Source organism: Thermaurantimonas sp., from assembly GCF_046299575.1.
Classification (GTDB): domain Bacteria; phylum Bacteroidota; class Bacteroidia; order Flavobacteriales; family Schleiferiaceae; genus Thermaurantimonas.
The window spans coordinates 253,222-279,665 of sequence record NZ_JBKBHX010000002.1; the positions used below are offsets into that span (position 1 = coordinate 253,222).

25 protein-coding genes are annotated in these 26,444 nt (G+C 43.8%); 9 read left to right on the forward strand and 16 right to left on the reverse strand.

Annotation, left to right across the window (positions count from 1 at the left end):
- Nucleotides 1-189 precede the first annotated feature (189 nt).
- From ACK4EX_RS03590 to ACK4EX_RS03640, 11 genes are all read right to left on the reverse strand, one after another.
- Nucleotides 190-324 carry a hypothetical protein gene (locus ACK4EX_RS03590; RefSeq protein ID WP_409769789.1) on the reverse strand — a complete coding sequence of 45 codons (135 nt, stop codon included), beginning with the start codon at nt 322-324 and terminating at the stop codon, nt 190-192.
- A gap of 54 nt (nt 325-378) precedes the next feature.
- Entirely contained in the window at nt 379-675 is a 297-nt protein-coding gene (locus ACK4EX_RS03595) for a hypothetical protein (RefSeq protein WP_409769791.1), read from the reverse strand.
- 1,663 nt (nt 676-2,338) lie between these two features.
- On the reverse strand, nt 2,339-3,625 hold the full coding sequence (locus ACK4EX_RS03600) for an aminopeptidase P family protein (RefSeq protein WP_409769793.1): 1,287 nt from the start codon (nt 3,623-3,625) through the stop codon (nt 2,339-2,341).
- Between the two features lie 118 nt (nt 3,626-3,743).
- Nucleotides 3,744-3,902 carry a PID-CTERM protein-sorting domain-containing protein gene (locus tag ACK4EX_RS03605; protein WP_409769794.1) on the reverse strand — a complete coding sequence of 53 codons (159 nt, stop codon included), beginning with the start codon at nt 3,900-3,902 and terminating at the stop codon, nt 3,744-3,746.
- Between the two features lie 2 nt (nt 3,903-3,904).
- A complete protein-coding gene (locus ACK4EX_RS03610; protein WP_409769796.1) occupies nt 3,905-7,198 on the reverse strand; it encodes a T9SS type A sorting domain-containing protein in 3,294 nt (1,097 codons plus the stop codon).
- A gap of 118 nt (nt 7,199-7,316) precedes the next feature.
- The gene (locus ACK4EX_RS03615) at nt 7,317-7,727 is read right to left on the reverse strand and encodes an HPP family protein (protein ID WP_409769798.1); all 411 of its coding nucleotides are present in this window, start codon (nt 7,725-7,727) and stop codon (nt 7,317-7,319) included.
- 515 nt (nt 7,728-8,242) lie between these two features.
- Entirely contained in the window at nt 8,243-10,039 is a 1,797-nt protein-coding gene (gene lepA, locus ACK4EX_RS03620; protein ID WP_409769800.1) for a translation elongation factor 4, read from the reverse strand.
- A 207-nt stretch (nt 10,040-10,246) separates the two neighbouring features.
- A complete protein-coding gene (gene yajC / locus ACK4EX_RS03625; protein ID WP_409769802.1) occupies nt 10,247-10,615 on the reverse strand; it encodes a preprotein translocase subunit YajC in 369 nt (122 codons plus the stop codon).
- A gap of 12 nt (nt 10,616-10,627) precedes the next feature.
- Nucleotides 10,628-11,083, reverse strand: coding sequence for a DUF1573 domain-containing protein (locus ACK4EX_RS03630; protein ID WP_409769804.1), 456 nt, complete (start codon nt 11,081-11,083; stop codon nt 10,628-10,630).
- A gap of 29 nt (nt 11,084-11,112) precedes the next feature.
- A complete protein-coding gene (locus tag ACK4EX_RS03635) occupies nt 11,113-12,045 on the reverse strand; it encodes a transcription antitermination protein NusB (RefSeq protein ID WP_409769806.1) in 933 nt (310 codons plus the stop codon).
- A gap of 2 nt (nt 12,046-12,047) precedes the next feature.
- On the reverse strand, nt 12,048-13,127 hold the full coding sequence (locus ACK4EX_RS03640; RefSeq protein WP_409769808.1) for a Glu/Leu/Phe/Val dehydrogenase dimerization domain-containing protein: 1,080 nt from the start codon (nt 13,125-13,127) through the stop codon (nt 12,048-12,050).
- A 122-nt stretch (nt 13,128-13,249) separates the two neighbouring features.
- Between ACK4EX_RS03640 and ACK4EX_RS03645 the strand changes: the two genes are divergently transcribed.
- Nucleotides 13,250-15,031 (forward strand): ABC transporter ATP-binding protein, encoded by a 1,782-nt coding sequence (locus ACK4EX_RS03645; RefSeq protein WP_409769810.1) that lies wholly within the window; start codon nt 13,250-13,252, stop codon nt 15,029-15,031.
- Nucleotides 15,032-15,166: 135 nt separating this feature from the next.
- Here ACK4EX_RS03645 and radC read toward each other — a convergent pair whose 3' ends face one another.
- Both radC and ACK4EX_RS03655 read right to left on the reverse strand, forming a co-directional pair.
- The gene (gene radC / locus ACK4EX_RS03650; RefSeq protein WP_409769812.1) at nt 15,167-15,859 is read right to left on the reverse strand and encodes a RadC family protein; all 693 of its coding nucleotides are present in this window, start codon (nt 15,857-15,859) and stop codon (nt 15,167-15,169) included.
- Nucleotides 15,849-17,021, reverse strand: a complete 1,173-nt coding sequence (locus tag ACK4EX_RS03655) for an NADH:flavin oxidoreductase (protein WP_409769814.1) — start codon at nt 17,019-17,021, stop codon at nt 15,849-15,851. The genes radC and ACK4EX_RS03655 overlap by 11 nt, the downstream gene beginning before the upstream one ends.
- Between ACK4EX_RS03655 and dgt the strand changes: the two genes are divergently transcribed.
- The 4 genes from dgt to cdaA all read left to right on the forward strand — a co-directional run bounded on the left by dgt (nt 17,014) and on the right by cdaA (nt 20,377).
- Nucleotides 17,014-18,390, forward strand: coding sequence for a dGTP triphosphohydrolase (dgt, locus tag ACK4EX_RS03660; protein ID WP_409769816.1), 1,377 nt, complete (start codon nt 17,014-17,016; stop codon nt 18,388-18,390). The two genes, ACK4EX_RS03655 and dgt, sit on opposite strands and share 8 nt — an antisense overlap.
- Nucleotides 18,391-18,439: 49 nt before the next feature.
- On the forward strand, nt 18,440-18,640 hold the full coding sequence (locus tag ACK4EX_RS03665) for a CPXCG motif-containing cysteine-rich protein (protein WP_409769818.1): 201 nt from the start codon (nt 18,440-18,442) through the stop codon (nt 18,638-18,640).
- 94 nt (nt 18,641-18,734) lie between these two features.
- The gene (gene folP / locus ACK4EX_RS03670; RefSeq protein ID WP_409769820.1) at nt 18,735-19,601 is read left to right on the forward strand and encodes a dihydropteroate synthase; all 867 of its coding nucleotides are present in this window, start codon (nt 18,735-18,737) and stop codon (nt 19,599-19,601) included.
- Between the two features lie 2 nt (nt 19,602-19,603).
- Entirely contained in the window at nt 19,604-20,377 is a 774-nt protein-coding gene (cdaA, locus tag ACK4EX_RS03675) for a diadenylate cyclase CdaA (RefSeq protein ID WP_409769822.1), read from the forward strand.
- Here cdaA and dtd read toward each other — a convergent pair whose 3' ends face one another.
- On the reverse strand, nt 20,378-20,830 hold the full coding sequence (dtd, locus tag ACK4EX_RS03680) for a D-aminoacyl-tRNA deacylase (protein ID WP_409769824.1): 453 nt from the start codon (nt 20,828-20,830) through the stop codon (nt 20,378-20,380). It lies immediately after the preceding gene.
- On the opposite strand from dtd, the gene ACK4EX_RS03685 reads away from it, so the two are divergent.
- Nucleotides 20,829-21,284 (forward strand): GNAT family N-acetyltransferase, encoded by a 456-nt coding sequence (locus ACK4EX_RS03685; protein WP_409769826.1) that lies wholly within the window; start codon nt 20,829-20,831, stop codon nt 21,282-21,284. The genes dtd and ACK4EX_RS03685 overlap by 2 nt on opposite strands.
- A gap of 96 nt (nt 21,285-21,380) precedes the next feature.
- On the opposite strand, the gene ACK4EX_RS03690 is transcribed toward ACK4EX_RS03685, so the two are convergent.
- On the reverse strand, nt 21,381-21,683 hold the full coding sequence (locus ACK4EX_RS03690) for a rhodanese-like domain-containing protein (RefSeq protein ID WP_409769828.1): 303 nt from the start codon (nt 21,681-21,683) through the stop codon (nt 21,381-21,383).
- 126 nt (nt 21,684-21,809) lie between these two features.
- Here ACK4EX_RS03690 and fsa point away from each other — a divergent pair, with 126 nt between their 5' ends.
- From fsa to ACK4EX_RS03705, 3 genes are all read left to right on the forward strand, one after another.
- Nucleotides 21,810-22,466: a fructose-6-phosphate aldolase gene (fsa, locus tag ACK4EX_RS03695; RefSeq protein ID WP_409769830.1), complete on the forward strand. Its 657-nt coding sequence runs from the start codon at nt 21,810-21,812 to the stop codon at nt 22,464-22,466.
- A gap of 391 nt (nt 22,467-22,857) precedes the next feature.
- Complete coding sequence (locus ACK4EX_RS03700) at nt 22,858-24,762, forward strand: DUF294 nucleotidyltransferase-like domain-containing protein (protein ID WP_409769832.1); 1,905 nt, start codon at nt 22,858-22,860, stop codon at nt 24,760-24,762.
- Nucleotides 24,762-25,394: an exonuclease domain-containing protein gene (locus tag ACK4EX_RS03705; protein ID WP_409769834.1), complete on the forward strand. Its 633-nt coding sequence runs from the start codon at nt 24,762-24,764 to the stop codon at nt 25,392-25,394. Before ACK4EX_RS03700 ends, ACK4EX_RS03705 begins: the two co-directional genes overlap by 1 nt.
- Before the next feature lie 13 nt (nt 25,395-25,407).
- On the opposite strand, the gene ACK4EX_RS03710 is transcribed toward ACK4EX_RS03705, so the two are convergent.
- The gene (locus tag ACK4EX_RS03710) at nt 25,408-26,406 is read right to left on the reverse strand and encodes an SRPBCC family protein (protein WP_409769836.1); all 999 of its coding nucleotides are present in this window, start codon (nt 26,404-26,406) and stop codon (nt 25,408-25,410) included.
- Between the last annotated feature and the right edge of the window lie 38 nt (nt 26,407-26,444).

Here is a 26,444-nt window from a genome sequence, read left to right on the forward strand (position 1 = left end):
TCTTCCTTTAGCGTATTCTGTTTCCTTAATTTTTCATGAAAATTTTTTTATTTTCCTTGCAACTTCCCTTTACAACCGTGGTGGGCTTATTGAGTAGTGTTTTGTGTCCTGATCGGTAAGCGACATCTGGTTTAATCTTTCAGAGCTTAAGTATCAAATAATGAGCTCATTTAAACAAAAGTGTGTTATTTATTTTTTTGTATTTTCAATCAAATTAATTACTGCCAGCTCGCCATAGGTTTCGATGAATTTTTTCATATCGGGACCAAATTGTTCAAGCCCGTTAAAGCCTCGGCCAATCAGCAGTGCATGTTTGCTTCGCACGTTTGTAGGTCATTTTGTGGGTTTTTTCAATGCTGCACTCCAGATGATTCTAGGTTAGGTAGTCGGAATTAAATCAAGTTTGAAGTCTTGTACGTTTGGGTCTTTACTACCAAAAGTTAATTTACCTTTTAAGAAACTAAATTCCACCAGGGCAATGTTTTCGACCAGTAGTACAGCATCTACACCGAGTGAAGTTGCCGGTTCCTGCATTTGCCTTAATCTGCCGGTCACCTTTTCAATGATGGTTTTGTTGTTACTGATTGGAAATTTTACAAGCTTTTCAGCATTAATGTTTTTTAAATTTAATGCGTGGACATCAATTTTCCATTTGCGGCCCCACGTGCTTTTCATTCTATCTTCTTCAATTTCAAATTAAAGATTTTTGTAATATTCATTGTTCAATATTTCATCCACCGGAACTACCGAAATTCCATATTTTTCAAACTGTTGCCGAAGTACCTCATACATTTAGTTCAGCTGTGCTTTGAATAGCTCAATTTCAGATGCTATTCTTTTTCTCTCATCCTCATTCTCATAGATGCTTGCGACATCGCTTAAGTTACTTTCAGCTTCACGTAGAAGGTTCATTTCGATAGAAATGATTGCGATCCTTTTTACTTTACTGATAGCTTAAAGATCTTTTTTAGGTTTGGCATATGGCTTTGAGGTTTTTCCTTCGCCGGCTTCGATCGATGCCCATTGTTTATGGGCAAACGTATTAACAAATTCAGATTTAGCTCTTTTTACTTTGTCAGGATCATGTTTTTGAGCCAGGAGCTGATTTAGTCGGCATAACTATGCCATTGCTTATGATAAGAATGAGAGGAATTATTTTTTTTATAGCGTTAAAGTTTTAATGTATTGATTGACTAATATATTACCTGATCAAAAGTATTTTTATTTGGTTGTTTTAGCAAATTTTATCAATTCCATTTTATGAAAAGTGGTACTTCAAATTGATATAAAAAGTATCTTAAAAAAATTAAATTATTACCAGAAAAATAGAATTATATATAAACCATTGAATCTTCAAAGAAAATATTTTAAATATTCATTAATATCATGTAATAATTAAGCAAAGGGAATAGTGTTACAACTATATAAAACATCAATTTAAAAATTCAAAAAATACTGATCTTTTAAACAGTGATTTTTTAAAAAATTTGAATAATTAAGGATTTTATTAAAATTTTTTTTCTTTCCTGATGGCAATAATCAAGAGGTGTAAGACCTGTAAATCTATTGAATGCTCTGAAAAAGGCGGTTTTACAATTGAAACCACACTCATAACCAATGGCTTCTATTTTCAGATGATTTATACCTCTTATTAAAAGTAATTTTTTTGACTTCCCCCGACTCTGAGAAAATTAATAAATTCAAAGAAATTCATTCTGAAAAATGAATTGCAGATACCTGAGGGTAACTTTCACCAATGGCTGAGGAAAAAATAGTAAGATTTATACCTTTTTTTAAGTGAGGTTTCTAGGTATTTACATAATTATTTATCTTATCGGCTATATGTTTTATTTGATCAATTGATGATTGATATTTTCCTTTTAAATTCACAGGGAGGATGCATGAAAGATATACATTTTCGTCCTTTTATTTAAGCCAATTAATGATCATTAAATTTTACTATCAGAAACGGAATATCTTCACATTAAAACATTTCTTTTATGAAATTCGATATAAAATAAGTTCAATATTTCAGATAAAAAAAATGACACTAATTATATTTCATAATGTTTTAAATCAGCATATCTGACGTTTATTTTATAAATTTCTAATGAAAGCTGTAAATGATATATAGATGCAGACCCTGTGACAGATGATTTAATTGTGATCAGTATCTATTTATTTAAAATGTATACAATTATTTACGTCATTAAAGATAATTTTATTGAATAACACTTCGGAAAGTTTGATCTCAGGAAACACAATATCGAGCGAGTGTACAGCGTGACAATTAACAAAGATGCATTGACTATTCTGTAAAAAATTCTTTCCCGATGTATCAGGTCATAGCTAGTTCTATTTCTTCGATTTCTTTGGGTATACCTGCAGTTAAGTTTTCAAATCCATCATGAGTTATTAGGATGTTGTCTTCAATACGAATACCCAGATTTTCGTCTGGTATATAAATGCCCGGCTCGACAGTGAATACCATATCAACCTCTATAGGCTTATGCCAAAGACCTACATCGTGCACATCGAGACCCAAAAAATGTGAAGTGCCATGCATAAAATATTTCTTGTATGCCGGCCATTCGGGATTTTCAGATTCTACTTCATGTCTGGTAATTAGCTTCAGATCGATCAAGACTTCGGTCATTAGGGTACCGACCTTTTTGTGATACTCGTGAAGCATCACTCCTGGTCGCAGCCATTTCATAGCCTCCTTTTGAACATAAAGCACGGCTGAGTATATTTCTCTTTGTCGGTGAGTAAACTTTCCGTTGGCCGGGAAGCAGCGGGTAACGTCGCTGGCGTAGTGACGATACCAGCATCCAACGTCGAAGAGCACGAGATCGCCGTCTTTTACCGTATCAGAATTCTTGACATAGTGCAAGATGCAGGCATTGCCGCCAGTGGCAATGATCGGCTCGTAACTAAAGCCGGAAGCACCCAAATTGAGGTATTCGTGAATGAATTCAGCCTGGAGCTGATATTCGGTGACGCCTGGTTTTAAGAAGCGCAAAATCCGCTGGTAAGCAGAGGTATTGATTTCTGCAGCCTTGCGCATGAGTTTGACCTCTTCGGGATGTTTTCTGCTGCGGGCATAGTGGAGCAGTGGATTTAGCCTGCGGTATTGATGCAGCGGATATTCCTCCTTCAGTTTCAGGGCAAAGCGATGTTCGGCGGTCATCACCTGTACATCGCGTCGTAGGTGTTCGTTTGTGTTTAGATAGACATATTCGGCCTCAGCCATTACTTCTTTAAGTATACGGGGCAGCTGAGATTTCCATTGTACGTTTTGGATACCGGAGAGTTCACGGGCCTGATCTTTGGTGAGTTTTTCGCCTTCCCAGCGGGCTATGAGTTCGTTTGTTTCCCTTAGTATTAAAATTTCTTTCAGATGTGGCTGTACGGCATCGGGAAATAAAATAACAATAGTTTCTTCCTGATCTACTCCAGTCAGATACACGATGTCCTTGTTTGGTACATAAGGCATGGTGCCATCGGCATTGGTAGGCATTATATCGTTAGCAACTAATATGACAGCACTGCCAGCCGGCAGTTGACTAACTAAGTTTCTGCGGAGTTCGATATATGTCTCTTTTGATAGTTTTGGAAAATGCATGAGTAAAAATCTTTACAAATTATCGTTTGACAAACTTAGCAACAAAGCGGTGTGTAAAAACAAAGCCCGACCACATTAAAATGGTCAGGCTTTGTATTTAGAAAAGTTTGAATATCGGTTATTGCTTTTTTCTGTATTTTGAAATTCCAAGAGCTGCTCCTGAAGCGATCAAAAGTATGCTAATTCCGTCGATGGGTGTTGGATTGTTGGGCATACCTGGCTGAGCCATTACGCTCATTCCAATCAATAAAAATGCAATTACAAGTATATTTTTCATAATTATCGAACAAATTTTAAAGTTGTTTCTTTTCCTTCGATGTTGGCTTTAAGTACATACACTCCCTGGCGCAACATGCTGAGGTCAAAGGTAAGGTGTTGGCCGGCTGATGCAGTAAATTTCTTTTCGAGAACCCGCTTTCCTGACATATCGACAATGAAAAATTCTCCGCGAGCGGCAGTTGGGCTCATTAATATATGAAGAGTTTCGCTGGATGCCCAGATTTGATAAGCTCTCTGAAGACCTGTTTCATGTATGCCGATCAGGCTCTCTGCAATGTGTAAGGTAAAGCGGTGGTGAGTTCCTGTTGTAGGCTGATAGAAGGTGTAAGGTGCATTTTCTATGTTGATGAACTGACCCGTTACATGATCTTCGAGCCAGGCATGATAGCCATTCGGTAAACCTAAAGTCTTTAGCTCAATAGTCATTACTGATGGATTGCCACAGTATATGTATACTGGTATCTGCTTAGCTCCGAGAATCGGGCTTCGACTATCTACTGCCAGGGGCTTTGATCCTGCTGTGGTAAAAAATGAGATACGTGACTGATCACCCTTGAGCTTTTCGCTGTCGTAGTCAACATCATAGTTGTCTGTGGCTTCGCTTCTGAAATAAATGCGAATTTCATCTGCACTTCCGTCGGCTCTGCTTAGGTTCAGCCATACGTGATCAGCAGATATTTGAGGTTTAGCCTGAGCAGGATTAATGGTTGTACTTTGATTGCCGGGCAACACAGATACCGTGCCGCCTACACTTGTAGCTCTAACCCAAAAGGCCTGAAGAGGTGCGATGTTGAAAGAGGCGGGATCTGTGAAGTTATACGTAGTGAAATTTCCGGTTGTTGGATTGTAAATATAAGCTGTACCTACAGCATTTGTAACAGTGGTTGACTGGAGGTTTAGAGGAGCGAGATAAGGATTTACAATCAGATTCCAGCCGTCAATATTGGAGCCGAAGATATTTGTAAATACGGGTGAGTTTGTATATCCGAGGTTAATAGTGGGGGATGGATTTGTCACATTCATGGTAAGGTTCACCAGGTTTTGGGTGGATAGGTTTCGAGTGACGATTCCGTGCTGATTTTCGCCCATGTAGATGACATATCCCTGATTTGGCAGGAAAGTTTCAGTGGCAATATTGGTGGGATATACGTAGTCACCCGTGTTGGGATTCCAGCGGGCAATAGGGGCAGGGTTGGCTGTGGCGAAAAAAGCCGGACTTCCGCCGTCAAATTGGTTCATTGCAACTCCTGGCATCGGGAAGCCTACACTGTACCAACGTCCGTTTTTGCCATCGTTGAAGTCGCTTGAAAGCGGATTTGTATTGGCAGCACCAGCAGGGAAGAAGGTCTGGCGAGTAATGGTGCCTGATCCTGAAATCGAGCAAGTAGCACAAAGCTGTAATTTGGCGTATTCAGTTGCGTCTCCTTCAAGAATCAGACTACCTGCCACAGAAATATTGGAGGAGTTGGCAGTAGAAATAAAGCCATTTTTGCGAATGGTAATGCTTTCAGTGCCTGAACCAAACTGAACACCGGCTGTGGCATTGTCGATTATCACATAGTCAAGGGTAAAGTTACTACCCTGTATGGTCTGAACGCCAATGGAATTGTTGGTAAAAAAGATGGCTCGACCATTCGTGTTCAGCGTTCCGCCTGAGGCTTTAAAGATACCGCCACCGGCATCGAGAAACTCAATATCGCCCCCAATTGCGCTTGAGAGGTTAACTACACCTGCAGAGCCTATGATGAGCTGCCCTTTGATGATGATTTTCCTGTTGCTGTTGTTCATATTTAAAGTGCCGTCAGCCATAAGTGATGATCCGTGGATCACCAAATCGTGAGGTGTAGTTGTATTGGTAAAGTTGAATGTGGAGCCGCTGTTTATTACCAGCTGATTGCCGACTGCACGGTTGAGATTTGTAAAATTGACGGTCGTTGGATTGCTTCCGTCGCCTATAATCACATTGTTGGGATAGCCTGGATCTGTGCCAACGATACCTGTACCTATATGGCTCCATTCGAGTCCGGGATTGTAGGATGAGGCGTGGTACCTAAGTGAAGATCCTGAAGCATAGATGGGTGCATTGCTGCTGATGAATCCGCCGGTTCGGATGGTCAATCTGTTGCCAACGGTAACATTGGATCCAAGTATTAGGTTGCCTTCTGCAATCAAGTCTCCGTTCATGTAAAAATTTGCCGGCAGACGACCAGTTCCTAAAAATCGAAACTGGGTTGTTGGGCCTGTGATGAAATTTGATGCTGTTCCGATCAGAGCGGCATCATTTACAAATTCCACCCAGGTATTTGTAAGATCAATTTTGCCAGAGCCGATCAGCTCTATTGAGTCGAGGGTGAGCAATAGATGTTTTGCGTCCAGTTCCACATTGTCCTCTACCTGTATTCTAGCTCCTGAGGGAGGGACGACGTTACCTCTCCAGGTGGATGGATTGGTATATGTCAATACACCGGTGGTGGCTATGGTTCGATAGGCTGGCTGAACGGTAAAGGTGTAGTTCAGTCCTGAATTGTTGTTAAAATGTATGGTACGTAGATCGTAAAACAGGCTTGACTCACCTCCTGAGATCGTTCCTATTGATGAACTGAAAATGTAAAAGGCTATACTTTGATTGGGTGAAACGTTAATGGTAGCGGTACCTGTAGTTCCTGATATTGCGAAGGGGGTGATGTTGCTGGTGGCAAAGCTGTTTGTAGTCCAGCGCAGATAAAAGTATTCATCTGAAGCGGGTGTGCCGCTTAGTGTGATGGTTACTGTGAGCTCACCGGGATAGACGCTTGTAAGCGGCTGAGAGGTTGTAACTGAAGTGATGGTGCGAGGCTGACCGCTGGTTTCCATAAAGATGGCTTGGGTGTTGGCGTAACCTATGTTTCTGAAATTAACGGTGTACCACTTTCCGTTGGTGAGTGTTACGGTATTATCAGGTCCGGTATTATAGGTGTAGTTCTGTACGGTGTTCATTGATACGTTGACACCTGCCCACTTATTGGTGTAAGGGTTGGACAGAGGGCCGCTTGTAAATAGCCATGAGTAATTGCCACCTGTAAAATCACCTCCTGATGAGGCAGCGTTGAATATGGTCTGATAAATGTTAGTGCCTAAACCTGTTTTGATCTGCACTCTTCCGCCTGTAACCTGTACACCACCGATGGCTGTATTTGTTGGTGGATTGTTCCATCCATTCCAGTTTCCCGGCATATTGAGACCTTCAGGGGCAAAAATTTGTCCGAAAGCACTTATGCCTAAAAATGAAAAAATTATGCTGTAAAATTTTTTCATAATTTCCTGATTAATGTGTCAAAAGTACACTATTATAAATAATGAAATTTTCTGATACCTTATATGGTTGAAATATTTACTGAAACCTTTCATTTATTTAGTGAAAATTTTTTTAGCATCATCCTAACATCAACCTAATCAGATCGGTAGTCGTCACAATGCCGATGGGTTCGCCGGCGTCGTTTACCACTGGCAAGGCGTGGATCTGGTTGCTGAGGAATATTTCTGCCGCGGTTCGGATGGTGTCTTCCGGACGTAGTGCCTTTACATGATTGTTCATCAGCTGGTCGATGGTAAACATATTATAGACTTCGGGGCTGTAGTCGTCGTCGGTGACTGCATCGGCGAAGCTGACCCGAAGAAGGTCGGTGAGGCTGAGCATTCCGACGATTTTGCCGTTTTTTACTACGGGTACGTGTCTGATTTTGTGTTTTTTCATCAGTTTTTCGGCGTCGGCGGGATGTTTTTTAACATCGATGGTGAGCACTTGACTGGTCATTATCTGGGTGATGGGTGCGTCGAGGTTCATGTTATTATTTTTCAGTAAAGGTTGGAATGTGGGTGTAGAATTAACAATGACTTGAGTCAATGTTTTGTAAAAGGAGTGTCTGAAAATATGGAAATTATCAGTATGTAATGCTTTTATTTTTGGGATAATAGTCTGGGTAGTGGTAAATGTTGGTATGAAGGGAATAATTGTGAAACTGATTTTATAAAAGTACTAAAAGTTTGACAAAAGGGTTTGGAACTTTTATGAGCAGGGGCAGAGTTGGTTTGGTGTAAATTTTTATTTCAAAGGCGCGACTGTGGGTCGCGCATTGCGTGAGGGATGGTGGCGGATATGAGCCGCAGCGGGCAGGCAGACGGTACACAGGGCGAGGAGGCGACAGGCGAAGCCACCGCAGCCCGATGTGCCGTGCCTGCACGCAAGGCGAGTATGAGCCACCAGCCCGACCCCTGACGATGGCGCCGAGAGCGCCTTGTCAGGGGGCACGCCCATAAAACAAACAGAAAGAAAAAAGACCCTTGGTAAGGGCGTGTGAATTAGTCGTTTAGCTTTAAAACTGCCAGGAAGGCTTTTTGAGGTATTTCGACGCTACCTATTTGTTTCATGCGCTTTTTGCCCTCTTTTTGTTTCTCGAGGAGCTTGCGCTTGCGTGTGATGTCTCCACCGTAGCATTTGGCGGTTACGTCTTTGCGAAGGGCACTGATGGTTTCGCGGGCTATGATTTTTGAGCCGATAGCGGCCTGTATGGCGATTACGAATTGCTGGCGTGGTATGAGCTCTTTGAGTTTTTCGCACATTTTGCGGCCGATTTCGTAGGCATTGGAGCGGTGTACGAGCGCGGAGAGGGCATCTACGGGGTCGCCGTTGATGAGGATATCAACTTTTACGAGGTCGCTTTCGCGGTAACCGATGGGATAATAGTCGAAGGACGCGTAGCCGCGGGAGATGGACTTAAGGCGGTCGTAGAAGTCGAAAACGATTTCGGCCAGGGGCATTTCGAAGGTGAGTTCGACGCGGTCAGAAGTGAGGTAGACCTGATTTTTCAGAATGCCGCGCTTGTCAATGCAGAGTTTCATGATAGGGCCTACATATTCGCTCTTTGAGATGATCTGGGCTTTGATGTAGGGTTCTTCGATGTGGTCGAGCTTAACTGGATCAGGAAAGTCGGCGGGATTGTTCACCTTCACGGGCACGGTTGGGTCCTTTTTCATATAGGCGATGTAGGACACGTTGGGCACGGTGGTGATCACGTCCATATTGAACTCGCGGTCGAGACGCTCCTGGACGATTTCCATATGAAGCATACCGAGAAAGCCGCACCGGAAGCCAAAGCCGAGCGCTGCCGATGACTCGGGCTCGAAGGTGAGGGAGGCATCGTTTAGCCGCAGTTTTTCGAGTGAGGAGCGTAGCTCTTCATACTGATCGATCTCGACCGGGTAAACGCCGGCAAATACCATAGGTTTTACTTCTTCGAAGCCTTCGATGGGAGCATCTGCAGGATTGTCGGCTGAGGTGATGGTGTCGCCTACCTTTACTTCTCGGGCATCTTTAATGCCTGATACGATATAACCAACGTCGCCTGCCGAGATTTCGTCTTTTGGATATTGTTTGAGCTGTAAGATACCTATTTCGTCAGCGTTATAGACCTTGTCGGTAGCCATGAATTTAACGCGTTGACCTTTTCGGATCGTGCCGTTTACGACCTTAAAGTAGGCTTCGATGCCGCGGTAGGGGTTGTACACAGAGTCAAAGATGAGTGCTTGAAGCGGTGCGTTCGGATCGCCTTTTGGGGCCGGGATTCGCTTTACAATGGCTTCCAGTATTTTATCTACGCCCTGGCCTGTCTTGCCGCTGGCGGGTATAATGTCTTCTTTTTTACATCCGATCAGGTCGATGATCTGGTCGCTTACTTCTTCAGGATTGGCAGAGGGTAGATCGATCTTGTTGAGCACGGGGATGATTTCGAGATCGTGCTCGAGTGCGAGGTATAGATTACTTATCGTTTGAGCCTGAATGCCTTGAGAGGCATCAACGATGAGCAGAGCTCCTTCACAGGCGGCAATAGCACGAGAGACTTCGTAGCTGAAGTCCACGTGCCCTGGAGTATCGATGAGATTGAGGGTATATTCTTTGCCTTCAAATTTGTAATACATCTGAACGGCGTGGCTTTTAATGGTTATTCCACGCTCGCGCTCGAGATCCATATTATCGAGTACCTGATCCATCTTTTCGCGTTCGCTGATGGCATTGGTCATATCGAGCAGGCGGTCGGCCAGGGTGCTCTTGCCGTGGTCAATATGTGCAATGATGCAAAAGTTACGAATATGCTCCATTATCCTACCGTGCAATAAAGTTTGGCAAAAGTACGATGTTATGCAGGTATAACTTTATTCAGGCGCAACTAGTTCGGTAAAAATTATTTAGTTGGGAGCAATCTCTTGAATTTTTAATGATTGCGCGATTAAGTGGCTTCAGGAAACAGAAAAAGCCCGAATGGACTCAGATTAGGTCATTCAGGCTTTTGGCAATGAAAATTAGATTTATTTCTTCCTGGCTAAATCTTCTGCTTCTTCTTTTTTAGTGCCTAGTACTGAAGCGTTTACGTCTTTATATACCTGGCTCAGCTCTTTAGAAATGGCGTTTTTGTTGATTTTCAGGCGACTGTTTTCGCTTTCGATGATTACGTAAGTGTCACCCACCTCCTGCACTTTGCCGTGAATGCCGGCTGCTGTGACGATGCGCATGCCTTTTACGACCGATTCAGCAAATTTGGCTTCCTCTTTCTGGCGCTTTACTTGTGGACGTATCATGAAAAAATACAGCACCACGATGAGCAGCAGGAAGGGCAGGAAAGACCCAAGAGGCGATGGCTGAGCCTGTAGGAAGAGTGAGAAAAACAAGTGGTTCATTGTGTTGGTAGTTTATTGATTTTGTGGTTTTTTAGTTACTACTTCTGAGGTGATTTTGAGAATTTTGGTATTGGGTACTGTATTGGCGATGAGTGTTACGGTTTTGTCCTGACGGCCTGCGCGATTGCTGCTGTCAAAGGAGACTTTAATGACACCTTTTTTGCCGGGCATCACAGGATCGCGTGGATATTCGGGTACGGTGCAACCGCAACTGCCCTGAGCACTGGTAATTACTAGGGGAGCTTTACCCACATTGGTAAAGACGAAGTCATGGGTTACTACAGTACCTTCTTCGATGATGCCGAAGTCGTGCTCTTCTGACTCGAACTGGAAAGCCGGCTGATCGTCAGATGTGACGACATCGGTCGTTACTGTGCCCGATTTTTTGATTTTGCTGCTGGCATTATCGCAAGAAATGACTGTGGTGACGGTCAAAGTCACGAGAAAGAAAAATTGGATATACTTCATATGATCTAAGTATTTGGTAATTATATGTTTCATTCTTGTAACAAACCTCTGCCTGTTTTGATTAGCAGGTTTTGTTCTGCCAATTCCTGAGCGATTTTGTCAATGATTCCATTGATGAAAATGCGGCTCTTTGGGGTGGAGTAGAGTTTGGCCAGGTCGAGGTATTCGTTGATGGTCACTTTTACAGGAATTTCTTCGAAATACATAAACTCACACAGAGCCATTTTCATCAAAATCATGTCAGATACATTCACTCTTTCAGGCTCCCAATTAGCTATTTTTTTTACTATCAGACTTTCGAAGTAGGCGTCGTTTTCAATGGTTTTCTGGTAGAGATTTTTCGCCATTTCGCGGTCTGATTCGTCTTTGAAGAGCTCTGGCAGAATGTTTTGTTTTTCATCCCATATGTTTTGTAGGGTTTGATAGAGGAGCATTTGGGCTGGTTCCAATTCTTCAGACCAGTGGATGTTTTTGTCTTCGTAGAGTTGGTGTATCAATTCGTTGTTAGCGAAGGCTGTGCTGTATACCCAAACGATGAATTCGAAATCACTCATCGCTGAGGTGCCATTCATATATTGCTGAAACTCTTCTGTTTTCGTCAGATTCTGAAAGATTCGCTGAATCAATTCACGATCGTCACCCCATTGAATTTTTCGCTTTTCGAAGAGTAGCTGTAAAGCCTTGTTTTCTGCCAGATGCAAGAGGATTTTGTTATTTACAAAACGGAGGTTTGGGTTAAGGTCTTCGAAGGAAGGCTTTACTTTCTGCTTTCGCCGTTCGATAATTTCGAGGTTGGTATTTCGAAGCTCTAATAGACCTTTTAACTCGAACAAGAAAAGGTCATAAATTGCCTCAAAACTTTTAAACAAATTCGATATGCCCGCCAGAATATCGACCGGGGCGTGATGGTAGGCAAAAAGGGCTTGAAAGGTTTTAATTCGTATCTGTCGACGTGTGAGCATGGTTAAGAGTGAACGAGTGACTTTTTGTGGTTTTGAATGCGTTCTTGTGCCTTCACGTATGCAGCCTGATGGGTGGTGATGTGTTGCTGCTCAGCAATAGAGATTACTTCAAGCAATGTGTTATAAATGTTTTCAGTACGGCGTAGCACCTCCTGGCGATCGTATTTGGCTATTTCGGAGTAGACATTGATCAGACCTCCGGCGTTGATCAAGAAATCAGGGCAGTAAAGTATACCGCGATCTTCGATCATCTTGGCATGGCGGTTTTCGTCGGCCAACTGGTTGTTAGCAGCACCAGCTATGATTCCACATCGGAGGGCTGGAATAGTTTCGTCGTTTAGGGTAGCTCCTAGGGCACAGGGTGCATAGATGTCTACATCAGCTTCAGCAAAGTGGCCGTTGTAAGGCTTTGCTCGGTACCTGGCTACAGCATCCTCTACTCTTTCGGCATATATGTCTTGCACCCATACCTCTGCACCTGCATTCGTCAGGTGCTCTACCAATGTAATACCCACGTTGCCTACGCCCTGCACCAGCACCTTGCGGCCGGAAAGATTTTCTGTGCCCCAACGATGCCTGGCAGCGGCCTTAATTCCTACGAAGACTCCGTAAGCTGTTACCGGACTTGGGTCGCCACTGCCGCCCATTTCTACAGGTATTCCGGTTACATAGTCAGTAACCTCTTTTACATAGCGAATGTCAGCTTCTTTGATGCCCACATCTTCAGCCGTGATGTATCGGCCTGACAGGCTATTGACATATCGGCCGAAGGCTCGCATCATCTCAGGTGTTTTTTCTGTGCGGCTGTCTGCTATGATTACTGCTTTGCCTCCACCAAGATTCAGTCCTGCCAGGGAAGCCTTGAACGACATACCTCTTGACAGGCGAAGTACATCCCAGAGGGCTATTGACTCATCTTCATATGGCCACATGCGCGTACCGCCGAGCGCAGGCCCAAGTATGGTAGAGTGAATTCCTATTATTGCTTTTAATCCTGTATCCGGATCATGGCAAAAAACTACTTGCTCGTGGCTATCGAAGGAGGGATGGTTAAAAACAAGGTGATGAACTTTTTCTTGCATCTTGACTTTAATAATAATCGTTTAAGAAGCCTTGCGATACTTTTGCGTAAAGCAGAGGCATAACGGCGGCTAAAGTACAATGTTTGTGAGCAGTTCATCAAATTTATCGGTCTTAGCGATTCATGAAAAACTTATCATACCTTAACAAGTACATCATCCGATATAAGTGGCACTACCTTACAGGTACCCTTTTTGTAGCTATATCGGTCATTTTTGGCATTTATCCGGCACAGTACATCCGACTTAGCTTCAACGAGGTAGAAAAAGTAATCCACCTTTATCGCTCAGGGGCTGCGATCGATTACCATTTGCTCTCTACTACACTGCTTTGGTATGCAGTAGTCATCATCGGCTCATCTGTACTTAAAGGGGCTTTTACCTTCTTCATGCGCCAAACCATCATTGTAGCCAGTCGCCGAATCGAATACGACCTCAAAAATGAAATCTACCAACACTATCAAAAGCTCCCTCTGGCCTTCTACCGGCAGAATTCCACAGGTGACCTCATGAACCGCATCTCAGAAGATGTGAGTCGCGTGCGCATGTACATTGGGCCTGCAGTAATGTATGGCATCAACGTGGTGGTGACATTGGCAATCGTGATTCCCATCATGTTCAGCATCAGTGCTAAGCTCACGTTCTATGTGCTTTTACCCCTTCCTGTGCTCTCCTATGTAATTTACCACGTAAGTCGGCTCATCAATGTGCGAAGTGAATTGGTACAGCGCAAACTCTCAGATCTAAGCACTTTGGCTCAAGAGACCTTTTCTGGCATTCGCGTCATTAAGGCATTTTCAAAAGAAAATTTCTTTGCCCAACTTTTTGCGGAAGCATCTGACGAATACAGCCGCGTGAACGAAAAGCTCTACAAGGTCAACGCCATGTTTATGCCGCTGGTGATGTTTCTCATTGGTTTGAGCACACTGCTTATAGTATATGTAGGAGGAATGGAAACTTTAACCGGCCGCCTCACCACGGGCAATATTGCCGAATTTATCCTTTACCTCAATATGCTCACTTGGCCGGTTACTTCCATTGGGTGGGTCACTTCGATAGTACAGCGCGCTGAAGCTTCACAGATGCGTATCAACGAATTTTTACAAACACAGCCTGAAATTGTTAATCCCACTGAAAAGCCTTTTGAATTTAAGGGGAAAATTGAATTTCAGAACGTCACAATGGTCTATCCCGATAGCGGGGTTAAGGCTCTCGACAACGTAAGTTTTACCATCGAACCCGGTACTACTGTGGGTCTGGTTGGCAAAACAGGTTCGGGTAAGTCGACCGTGGCAGCCCTTATCCTGCGGCAGTATGACCCTACCAGTGGCCGTATTCTCATTGACGGGCAAGATCTGCGCACCATCAACCTTGACGACTATCGAAAAAACCTCGGCGTTGTGCCCCAAGACGGCTATCTATTTTCCGATACTATCTACAACAACATTGCCTTCGGCCTTGACCGACCCACGGATCAAATTATACATACCTCTGCTGAAATAGCCGATCTCGATGCTAACATTCGCGACTTTCCTAAGGGCTATCAGACTCGCGTTGGCGAACGCGGTATTACCCTCTCTGGCGGCCAGAAGCAGCGTACAGCCCTTGCCCGGGCCATTGCCCGCAGGCCTGCCATGTACATACTCGACGACTGCCTATCAGCCGTCGATACCGAAACCGAAGACCGCATTCTGAGAAATATTCGTCAGCTCACTGCCAACGCCACTACACTTATTATCTCTCATCGCATCTCTTCCATTAAAGACGCTGACAAGATCATTGTACTTGATCACGGGCGAGTTGTAGAACAAGGTACCCATCAGCAACTCATTGACGCTGGCGGCTATTACGCCCAGATGTACCAGCAGCAGGTTCAGTCAGCTGCCCAGCCTGTCGATTTGGAGTGATGTTTTTCGTTTTCTTTAGATACGCCCTTCTTTTGCTTCGTTTTACTCAGTCATATGGGGCATGCTCTGACAATGGGATTTTAAGCGGCATTTATATGGTTTTTACCTGAATAAAACAGCGTCGACAGACCTTTTTCAAGGCCTGTAAAATTCATCTCTAAGAATTCCATAGCACTCGTTATGCCCAAAGATGTAATGGTCAATCAGCTGAATACCCAATAGCTTTCCTCCCTCTTCCAATCGCTTCGTAAGTGCCCGATCGGCTTCAGAAGGCCTCATATTGCCCGATGGGTGATTGTGAGCCACAATTACACGTGTTGCACTGCACTCCAAGGCCTTTTTAAAGACTACAATCGGATCAACTGTAGTGGCGGTCACACCACCTGACCCTATGAGTTCGCAGCGCAGCACAGCCAGCCTGTTTGATAGGTAGAGCGCGTAAAATCGCTCCACATTCAAATCAGCAAGATAGCGATTCAGATAGTCGTAAGCCTTGTCTATTCGGTCGATGATGGTTTCGTTTTCATTTCTCGTATCGCGCGTTCGTCTGCCAAGTTCCAAAGCTGCAAGTATGGTAATCGCCTTTGCCTTGCCAATGCCTTTGATAGACTTGAGCTCCTCGAGGCTCATGCGTGCGAGTCGAAGCAGGTTTTTATCGCATTTGTCCAGTACCTGGCGCGCCAGTTCTACTGCATTCATTTCCCGGGTGCCCGAACCGAGTAAAATAGCAAGCAGCTCGGCATCTGAGAGGGCTTCGCGGCCTTTTGTTTCCAGCTTTTCACGCGGTCGGTCGTCTTCGGCCAGATCTTTAATGCTTCTATTGCTCATTGAGTGCGATTTCCTCTTTTACAAAGTTAGGCCAGCGCTTCATGTAGCGCACAAAAGGCATACTCAAACCTTCTTTCATCAAATACTCTGTGGAGTAAGGCGGGTAGTGTAGGGTCAAATTACCTGCCCAACGTTTAGGCAGATCGTGATGTGCTATGGCTGCTCTTCCGATAGCAAGAAGGTCTGCACCGAGCGATAAAACTTGCTCACCCTGATCACGCGTCCAAATGGTACCGGCGGTGCGCAGTAAGGTAGGCGAAGAGCCTTTCAACTGGCTGAAGAAGCTGATGGCTTGTGGGCCATCAGGGTATTTGCTGGGTCGTTTCAATGCATCCCAGAGCGAGATATCGACATAGTCAACCTCTGAAGCATAAAGTTGCTGAGCTGTTTCCAGACTTTCGTCGAAGTCGATGCCCGAGAAAAAGGAAAAATCTTCCGGCGAGATGCGTACACCTACTATCAGTTGACCTTTCAGGTGTTTTTGAACAGCTTTTAAAATCTCTTTCAAAAAGCGCCTTCTCTTTTTTGCATCACCTCCCCACTGGTCGTTGCGTCGGTTGGTGGTGGCACTCAGAAATTGATGAATTAAGTAGCCGTGTGCAGCGTGTATTTCCACTCCGTCGAATCCGGCTTCTGCTGCCCGAATTGCTGCCCGTTCGAATGCTTGAATGACCCCATGAATATCTTCTTCACGGCCTTCTACGGCTATCTGATGGCCTTTGGCAGGATGGAAAATGTCAGAGGCACTCCAAACGCGTCCGCCATTTAAGGAAGCATCAGCCCGCGAACCGGCATGAAACAGCTGAGCAATCGACAAAGAGCCATGAGTTCTGATGGAATCAGTCAGCTTTTGCAAGCCTGCAATGTGAGCATCATCAGAGATGCCCATCTGACCCTGCCATGCCTTTCCGTCTTGTTGAACGTACATCGCACAAGTCACAACTGTGCCAAATCCACCTTTTGCACGCATGCTCAGGAATCGAATTTCTTCGTCTGAAGCTGTGCCGTCGGCATAGCTCTGTTGATTGGTCATTGGAGCAAGCACCATTCGGTTTGGAGCCTTTTTTTTCGAAATTGGGTATAAAACAGGCTCTGTAAAAAGTGGTTTCAAGTCAGTATTGCGTTTATTTGCTGCAAAATAGCGTTTTATTTCTATGTCCACCTCTCAGGATTGGTCTAAAATATTCACAGGCCGAAGACTCGGCGACGAAGAGAACTCCTCAACCCTTCGCTCAGAATATGAGCGCGATTACGACCGCATCATTTTTTCATCGGCCTTTCGAAGGCTGCAAAACAAGACTCAAGTATTTCCGCTGCCCGGCCACATCTTTGTGCACAACCGCCTTACGCATTCGCTCGAGGTAGCCAGTGTAGGCCGCAGTCTGGCGCGCTATGCAGGTCAATACATAGCCCGGCATTGTATCGATGCCTTTGATACCCCATCACAAGAATTTTACCGCTTCAGCTTGCCTTCGGTGATAGCCTCAGCATGTCTGGCACACGATATCGGCAACCCAGCCTTTGGCCACTCCGGTGAGAAGGCCATTAGCCAGTATTTTCTCCAAAATCAAGCTTTAAAAGTCCATTTTTCTGAAAAAGAGTGGGCTGACTTTACCAACTTCGAGGGCAATGCGAATGCCTTCCGCATAGTGGCTCAGCGCAGGCCTCACCGCATACAGCAGGGCCTGGGCATCACCATGACCACTCTGGCCGCTATGATCAAGTATCCTTGTGAATCAGTGGCAATAGATAAAAGCACTGCTTATCGGAAAAAATATAACTTCTTTCAGAGCGAAGTTGTTTTGTTTGAAGAGGTCGCGAATGCTACTCATATGCAGCTCATATCAAGGGAACCTTTGGTGTATGCTCGGCATCCCTTTGTATATCTAGTAGAAGCTGCTGACGACATCTGTTATGCCATTATGGACTGGGAAGATGCAGCGCGATTAAAAATTTTGCCCCACGACTATGCAGCTGAGTTTCTCCTGGCCCTGGTTAAAACGGATCCGGAATACAACGCGAGTAAAACAGAAAAAATTTTTCAAACACTACGCTCTGACCCTAACGAACAATTGGCTTACCTGCGCGCAAAAAGCATCAATGCCCTGGTGAAGCATTGTGCCGAAGTGTTTGTAAACTACGTGCAATCGGGCGCAATATTCAACAATCCAAAGCCCTTGGTCAAAAAAGTGCCGACAGAAGTTTCAAAAATTTTAAATGAAATCAAAGAATTGTCCATTCAAAAAATCTATAATCATGATTCGGTTGTAAAGATTGAACTCGCCGGCTACCGAGTCCTCCGCGGCTTGCTCGAAGACTTCGTCCCTGCTGTACTCGCGGCTGTGCCCAATGCAGCCGAAGAAAAATTGATACAGCTTTTACCTATTCAATATAAACCCGAACCTACCGACAGCGCCTATCATAGGGTAATGAAAGTGCTCGATTTCGTATCGGGCATGACTGATTTATACGCTCTTGAATTGTATCGAAACCTACGCGGTATTTCTATGCCGGGGTATGGCATGCATTGAGTGAAAACAGCTTTAGAGGGGCTTTTGTTACCATTCAAATGTCAACTTTATGGAAGAATTTTATTATCATTGCCCGTATTGCGATGCGCAAATTTCGACTTTAATCGAGCCGGTTCAGGGTTGGTACGATTACGAAGAAGATTGTGAGGTGTGCTGCCGGCCTATTCGCTTGCGCTTTAGGGTCTTGTACACAGACGACGGCGATGTCAGGATTAGGAGTTTTTCAGCAAGTACGATTGACGATCTTTGAGAAAGTGCCAGATTTTTAGCCTCAAAATAAATTTTTGCTGTTTCACTATAATTTTTAAATGGCTGTAATTTGCGCATACGCAAAACCCGCCCAAATGAAAAGGTACAACATCATTAACGAAATTCCGCCAAGTATCAATGTTGAAGGTAAACTCATCGTCTTCGATCGGCCGAAAGTGATGGGCATACTCAATGCCACACCCGACAGTTTTCACTCCGTGAGTCGTGTAGCTGGCGTCGATGAAGCTCTGGCACTGGCAGAGAAGATGATAGCTGAAGGTGCTGAGTTTTTAGACCTCGGCGGCTGTAGTACCCGTCCGGGCAGTGAGCCTCCGACCATCGAAACCGAATGGGAGCGCATCAAAGAGATCGTTCCGGCTCTGCGTAAGACTTTCCCGGAAACAGTAATCAGCGTTGACACTTTTCGTTCAGAAATTGCCCGCAGAGCTATCGACGCGGGGGCACAGATGATCAACGACATTAGTGGCGGTACACTCGATCCACAGATTTTCAAGGTAGTCGCTGATTATCAGGTTCCTTATGTGCTTTCGCACCTCAAAGGTGTGCCCAAAACCATGCAAGACGATCCTCAATATCAAGACCTTATAGGTGAAATTTACCACTACTTCAGCGAGCGAATCAAAAAAGTTCGCGATACCGGCATAAACGACATCATACTCGACCCCGGCTTTGGCTTCGGAAAAAAGCTTGAACACAATTTCTTGATTCTAAAAAATTTGCACATTTTTCATGACTTTGCAATGCCTGTAATGGTTGGTTTGAGTCGCAAGTCAATGATTCATAAATCTTTAGGAATTTCTCCCGAGGAAGCTCTTAATGGTACTACGGCTCTGCACATGGCTGCATTAATGGGTGGGGCACATTTGCTGCGCGTACACGACGTGAAAGAAGCTGTACAGACCATTAAGCTATATGAACTCATCAAATACTCCGAAGCCTAAGTATGGGTGCAATCACCTGGGTTCAGATTCTCGATGTTCTTCTCGTATCGCTGTTAGTATATCAAATTTACCGATTGATACGAGGTACTTCTTCTCAGAGCATACTTATTGGCATAATTATCATCTATCTGGTTTGGAAGGTGGTGCATTGGCTCAATCTCACCCTTCTTACCGAAATTATGAGCCGGTTTATTGACATTGGCTTTCTGGTATTGGTAATCATCTTTCAAACTGAAATACGCCGATTTCTTCTTGTGCTTGGCACTCCCGGTAGTCGCATCAACTTTCGCTGGCTTCGCAAGATGCTGGCTAAAAAGCCTGAAGACATTCATGAAATGATGGATTACGACCAAATATTGCTAGCGTGTGAACGCCTTCAGCGCCAGCGAAACGGAGCCCTGATTGTAATTGGCCGCAAAAATGTGTTGTCGCCTTACATTCAAACGGGTATAAGCATCGATGCGCATCTCAGTGCCTTGCTCATCGAATGTATTTTCCAAAAAACCTCACCTCTCCACGATGGGGCAGTGATCATCGAAAAAAACAAAATAACCGCTGCGCGAGTTATCCTGCCGGTTAGTGAAAATCCACGATTGCCTGCCAACTTCGGTCTTCGCCATAGAGCTGCCATTGGTATATCAGAGCGTACCGACGCCATCGTAATTGCCCTGTCTGAAGAGACAGGTCAAATCATGGTCTGTCACGACGGTCAGTATCGCTGTGACCTTTCTAAGCAAGAGCTCAGCAAAGAGCTGCACCAATATTTTCTCTTCTGATTATTCCCGGTTTTTTGAATCCATCAAAATCGTCACCGGGCCATCGTTTACCAACTCCACTTCCATCATAGCCCCAAAAACGCCCGTTTCCACTTTTTTGCCTTGTAACTCTTCCACTTTTTTAACAAAATATTCATACAGTTCATTGGCCAATGTGGGTGGAGCTGCTGCTGTGTAGCTCGGCCGATTGCCCTTTTTTGTAGAGGCGTGTAAAGTAAACTGGCTCACTACCAGCACATCACCTCCTACGTCGGCCAGCGATAGGTTCATTTTTCCTTCGCTATCGTTGAAAATCCTAAGCTGAATGAGTTTAGAGGCCAGCCAGTCGGCATCAGCAGGATCATCGTCGTGCGTAACGCCCAGCAATACCAAAATTCCTCTATCAATCTGTCCCGTCACTTGTCCGTTTACCGTTACTTTCGCGCGGCTTACGCGTTGAATCACAATACGCATGGCAATGATTAAAGAAGTATATCGATTTTCAGAACTATCAGCCGCAAAATTGTACGAAATACTCAGGATCAGAAATGAAATTTTCGTAGTCGAACAACAATCGGTGTACAACGATACCGACGGCCACGACCTAAAAGCACTTCATTACACCTATTGGCAAGAGGGCGATTTAATTGCTTACAGCCGTATTTTACCTCCAAATTCAGTTTATTCTCTTGCCAGCATTGGCCGAGTGTGCGTGCGAAAGTCACATCGCAGCCAAGGATTAGGCCGTAGCTTATTTGCCGAATCTTTAGAAATTTTAGAAAATGCTTTTGGAAAGCAGCCTATTAAAATACAAGCCCAACTCTACCTGAAGGATTTTTACGAAGGCTTTGGCTTCAGAAGCATTACCGATGCCTACGACGATTGTGGAATTTTACACATCGATATGGTTAGAGATGGAATAGTATAACCGCCAGATAAAAAAGCCAGAAATTACCATGTCAGTTCCGGCTTTTTTAAAAAACAGAAAATGAAATACTTTTTGCGAAGTTTGAGGAAGCAAAGATTAAATCTTAGCCTTCAGTGAATCCCATGGTCCGCCATTGTATGCTTCTATGCCATTGGCTTTTAAGATGTTAACAGCAGCACCACTGCGCGCACCGCTGCGGCAGCAGGTGATTACGGGTTTACTGGTTTTTTTCAGTTCGTTTATGTGTTTTGAAATTTGGTCGAGTGGTATGTTGCGCGAGCCATTAATATGGCCTGAAGCGTACTCAGCCGAGGTGCGAACGTCAATAATGATGGCGCCTTTTTCTTTAAGTGCCTTAAAATCTACCTTTTTTCCGAATAAGAAATCAAAAAATCCCATGTGTAAAAATTTTTAGCAATATTTCATTCACCGATGTAGGTTGATGCGTGACAGAAGTTACTACCCTGTAATTCACTTCCATAAAAATACCACCTTTTCAATACCTTTGGCACCCAAAATCAGATTATGAAATTTTTCATTGACACTGCTAATATTGATCAAATTAAACAAGCTCAGGCCCTTGGCATCCTCGACGGAGTAACTACCAATCCGAGCCTGATGGCCAAAGAAGGCATTAAAGGTGAAGCGAACATCCGCAATCACTACAAACAGATTTGTGAAATTGTAAAAGGTCCGGTAAGTGCTGAGGTTATCTCAACTGATTTCGAAGGTATTGTGCGTGAAGGAGAGTCGTTGGCTGAAATTGACCCAAACATTGTGATCAAGGTACCAATGATTCCTGAAGGAGTTCGTGCCATCAGGTATTTTTCTGAAAAAGGATTAAAAACCAACTGTACCCTTGTATTCTCTGCCGGACAAGCCTTACTCGCTGCAAAGGCCGGAGCTACTTACGTATCGCCCTTCATAGGCAGGCTTGACGACGTATCTTACGACGGAATGGAACTCATCCATCAGATTCGCACGATTTACGACAACTACGGGTATCAGACACTTATTTTGGCTGCTTCTGTACGCCACACGCTGCACATCATCAAGTGTGCTGAGGCGGGTGCCGATGTAATGACGGGTCCGCTAAGCTCCATCATGGGCCTTTTCAATCATCCGCTTACAGATATTGGATTGAAAAAATTCCTGGAAGACTTTCATAAATCACAGAAATAGGCAAAGTCAAGGTTAATCTTCCTTTTTCTTTTTTTACATCATTATTTTGTAGGATTTAATTTCATAAAACCGGATGGCTGTGAGCACAAAAGCTTTATTGAACATCCGGTTTTGTCATTGTTTAATGTGGCATTTTAAGCATTGAAAATAAGAGCTTTTTTGGGTTAAAGATACTTAACCTAAAGTTGTATAAACCTCTTCAGGATCTTACAGCTGAATTTGAAAAATTTGACTGAAGTTTTTTAAAAAACTTATTTGTGAAAAAAAACCTTTAGATGAAAAAATAGAATAAAAGCCTTACGTGCAATTGCTAGTTTAAGTTGACCTCCGTCATACATATTTTTGAGAGACTACATTTTTTTTGATTACAGTAACCCCCCTTAAAAAACATATGAGCACAAACCCCATTGCTGATCGCATTTTTCAGTTTCTCAAAAAGCATCCCCCATACGACAAGCTTTCTGACGAAGAATTAGAAAAACTCTGTAAATCTTCTTCACTGATTTATTACTCTGAAGGTGATGTTGTTTTTAAAGCTGGCGAGTCAATTCAGCCTTATGTATTTGTGGTGTATAAAGGCCTGGTACACCTAAAATGGCCAAATAGCCGGGAGGTCTTTGACTCGGCAGAGCCGGGTGATACATTTGGCATACGGGCAGCATTTAGTGGAAATCCCTATGTACTCACTGCCGAAACAGCTAATGAAAGCCTCATCCTGACGCTTGATTTGAGTTTCTTTCGTCATTTATTGAATTCGAATGCACCTTTTTCTTCCTTTTTTGCTTCAGGTCTGGCAAGCGGAACCATCCCTCAGAACCATCATTGGGATACTCTGCACAAAGGGAATACCGACACTGCTGAGGAAGACAGCACCTTAGATGAAATCCTCAGGAATCATCGCGTTCCGGTGGTTGGCCGTCCTGAAGACACTTTGCCATCCATAGCTCAGCTTATGATTGATAACAATGTGGGCAGTGTAGTAATCACCGATGACAAGCAGCGCCCTGAAGGCATTGTGACGGATAAAGACATCCGCAAGGTAGTGGCTAAAAAGTTTGATCCCACTGCACTCAAGGTTTCTGATATTATGTCGCGCCCGGTCATCACCATCTCCAACAAACACCTATGGTCAGATGCTTATTTAAAAATGGCAGAGCACGGCATTCGACATTTAGTGCTGACGGCCGACGGTACTGACAAAACCTCAGTAATGGCTGTACTTTCAGAACACGACCTCCTGCGCCGTAACAGTGCACATATGCTCCCGGTGCTTAAAAAAATCAAGACAGCTCCGGACATCTCTACTTTAGCCACCATTCGCCATGAAGCTGAAAAGCGCATCAGCAATTTACTCAACAACGATTTCCCGATTGAGAAGATAAGCATCTTAGCCAATCGGGTAAATGACCTTACCGTGCAACGAGCTATTTCTTTAGCCATCAACGATCTCCTCGAAGATTTTGAATATCCCCTCACCGACAACTGGTGCTGGCTCGCACTTGGCAGTTATGGGCGTCAGGAGCAAATTATTCGCACCGATCAAGACAACGCACTGATTTTCACAGGAAGCGATCACTTTAGAAAGCTCTTTCTGAAACTAGCTAACAGAGTTAATTCTTATCTGGCTGACTGCGGTTATGAAAAGTGCCCGGCAGAGGTAATGGCATCAAATCCCAGATGGTGCCTTACACTTGAAGAGTGGAAAAAGACTTTCTCACGCTGGATTCATGAACCCGATCCAAAAGCCGTAATGCATACCACTATTTTCTTTGACTTTAGACCAGTACATGGCAATGATTCCATAGCAAGCGACCTTGCACAGCACATCGCTGCAGAGATCGATAGGGACAAAAAATTCCTCACCTACCTCGCTGCAAATGCCCTGGCCTCACCACCGGCTTTTAACTTTTTTAAATCACTTGCAGTTGAAGACTCAGGAGAGCACAAAGGAATGTTTGACTTAAAAGCCAGAGCTCTTGCTCCTTATGCCGATTTTGCCAGACTGCTGGCTATTTATCACAGGATTTGGGGTGTTACTGAAACCGTATTACGCTATCAAGCCGTTGCAACTCTTGAGCCTCACTACACTGATTTATTGCGCGATGCCGCCAAAGCATATCAATGGCTAACTAAAATACGCGTGAAAAATGCCTTGGCCAGCGGTGGGGGAGGGCGCTGGCTTCCGAAAGATTTCCTTTCGCCCCTCGAACGGCAAATTCTAAAAAAAGCTTTAATGCCCTTACAGGAGCTCAAATCAATTGCAGAAACCAGATTTCAAACCCACTTTGTGCAGTGATGTTGAAAATACTTTCAAAATTTTTTAACCTATATCTCAAAAAGTCTTCAATTGATCCTGTTGAATTTCTGACTGAATCTTTTTGGTGTTTTGATTTAGAAACTACCGGATTAAACGCACACAAAGATTATATTGTAGAGGCAGCCTTCATTCCGATAAACAGAAATAAAATTTGCATAAGCAAGGCAAGATATTACAAAATTCATGCACCAGCTTACAGCGCCGATGCTGCACAAGTTCATGGCTTATTAAGATCTGAAGGAAATCAATCTGAGTCCGATTCACTTAAAGAAATTTCAGACTTTACCAAAAATCAATGGCTTGTAGGGCATCACATCGCCTTTGATTACAAAATATTACACAATCGATGTCAAACATACGCCATCGATTTTTCACCTAAAGGATTAATTGACACACAACTCCTGGCCATAAAGGCACATACAGGCTCTACACACTATAGCGAATTGAATGCTGAAAAATATACGCTGCACGCGTTGTGTAAGCAATTTGACGTTCACCTGGAGGATGCTCATACAGCAGCAGGCGATGCACTGGCTACAGCTATTCTCTTTATTAAACTTCTAAAACTGTATGAAAGAAAAAAAATGCTTTTGCCTGTGATAATGAAGTAAAGTCTTTAAAAGTTTATTTCAAGACAAAAACCCCGATTAGGCCTTTGCCAGTTTCGCGTATTTGGGCATATTCGAGCAAGTCGATGATTGCTCTGCTTGCTTCCTGCTTTCGCAGCTTATTGGCCATGATTTTTGGAATATCAGCTGTGGTATATTCACCAATAGGAATAGGTAGAAAATGGTATTCTCCTTCCGGTAAAACGGAATTATTCAATCCCTGAAAAGAGACTTTTTGCTCCAGAGGAAAACCAACGTGAGCCTCAATGGAATTTTCGGATTGTGAATTTATGTAAATCACTAAATTTCCAAAAGGTTTGATACCTTTTGTATTTAGCTTTTCTTCAATATCACCACTGACTTTCAAAGCGTCCTCAAGCATTTTATCAAAAGAGGTATTGACCACTTTATAAACAAAAAAACGCGGTTGAAAGTTAACGTCTTGCAGATAAATGTTTCTGTAGGGATTTTTTTCGGCATATTGCTGTTCGGCAAGTTGTTTCAGCCGATTCAGTCCGTCTTCGTAATCCCTTCCAATGGCTTCCTCGAAATTTGAAAAAAGCAGCATCAGATTAAAGGGACGTGGGATTTTTCCAGTAAAGCCCCAGGTGACAGTCACTACATCTTCAAAACGGGTATCGATGGCTAGCCATGTTTGGTTTTTTGATTCAAAAGGTTTTGAAAAGCGCACTTCAATGTCTATCCGATCCGGGCGAATGCTTAAAATTTCCTGTTCGCCTTCGCCTACCTGGTCATTTCCTTTCCAGCGATGGATCGAACCGGGTGCACCGTCGGTACCCTCGTACGTCTCTTTCATATTTGGGTCGCGGTCGTGCCAAGGCGACCACTTGCGCATTTCTTTGAGATTCGATATCAACGGAAATACGGTCTCGTAATCGGCATTGATCTCAGCAGTGCGTTCGACTGTATACTCCGACTTTAGGGTAAAGGAAATACCGTAGATCAATACAATTACTGCAATTATAAAGTATAGTATAAAGCGTGCGATTTTCACGGTCTTTGTATTTTTCTCTAACCCGCCAAAATTATTAC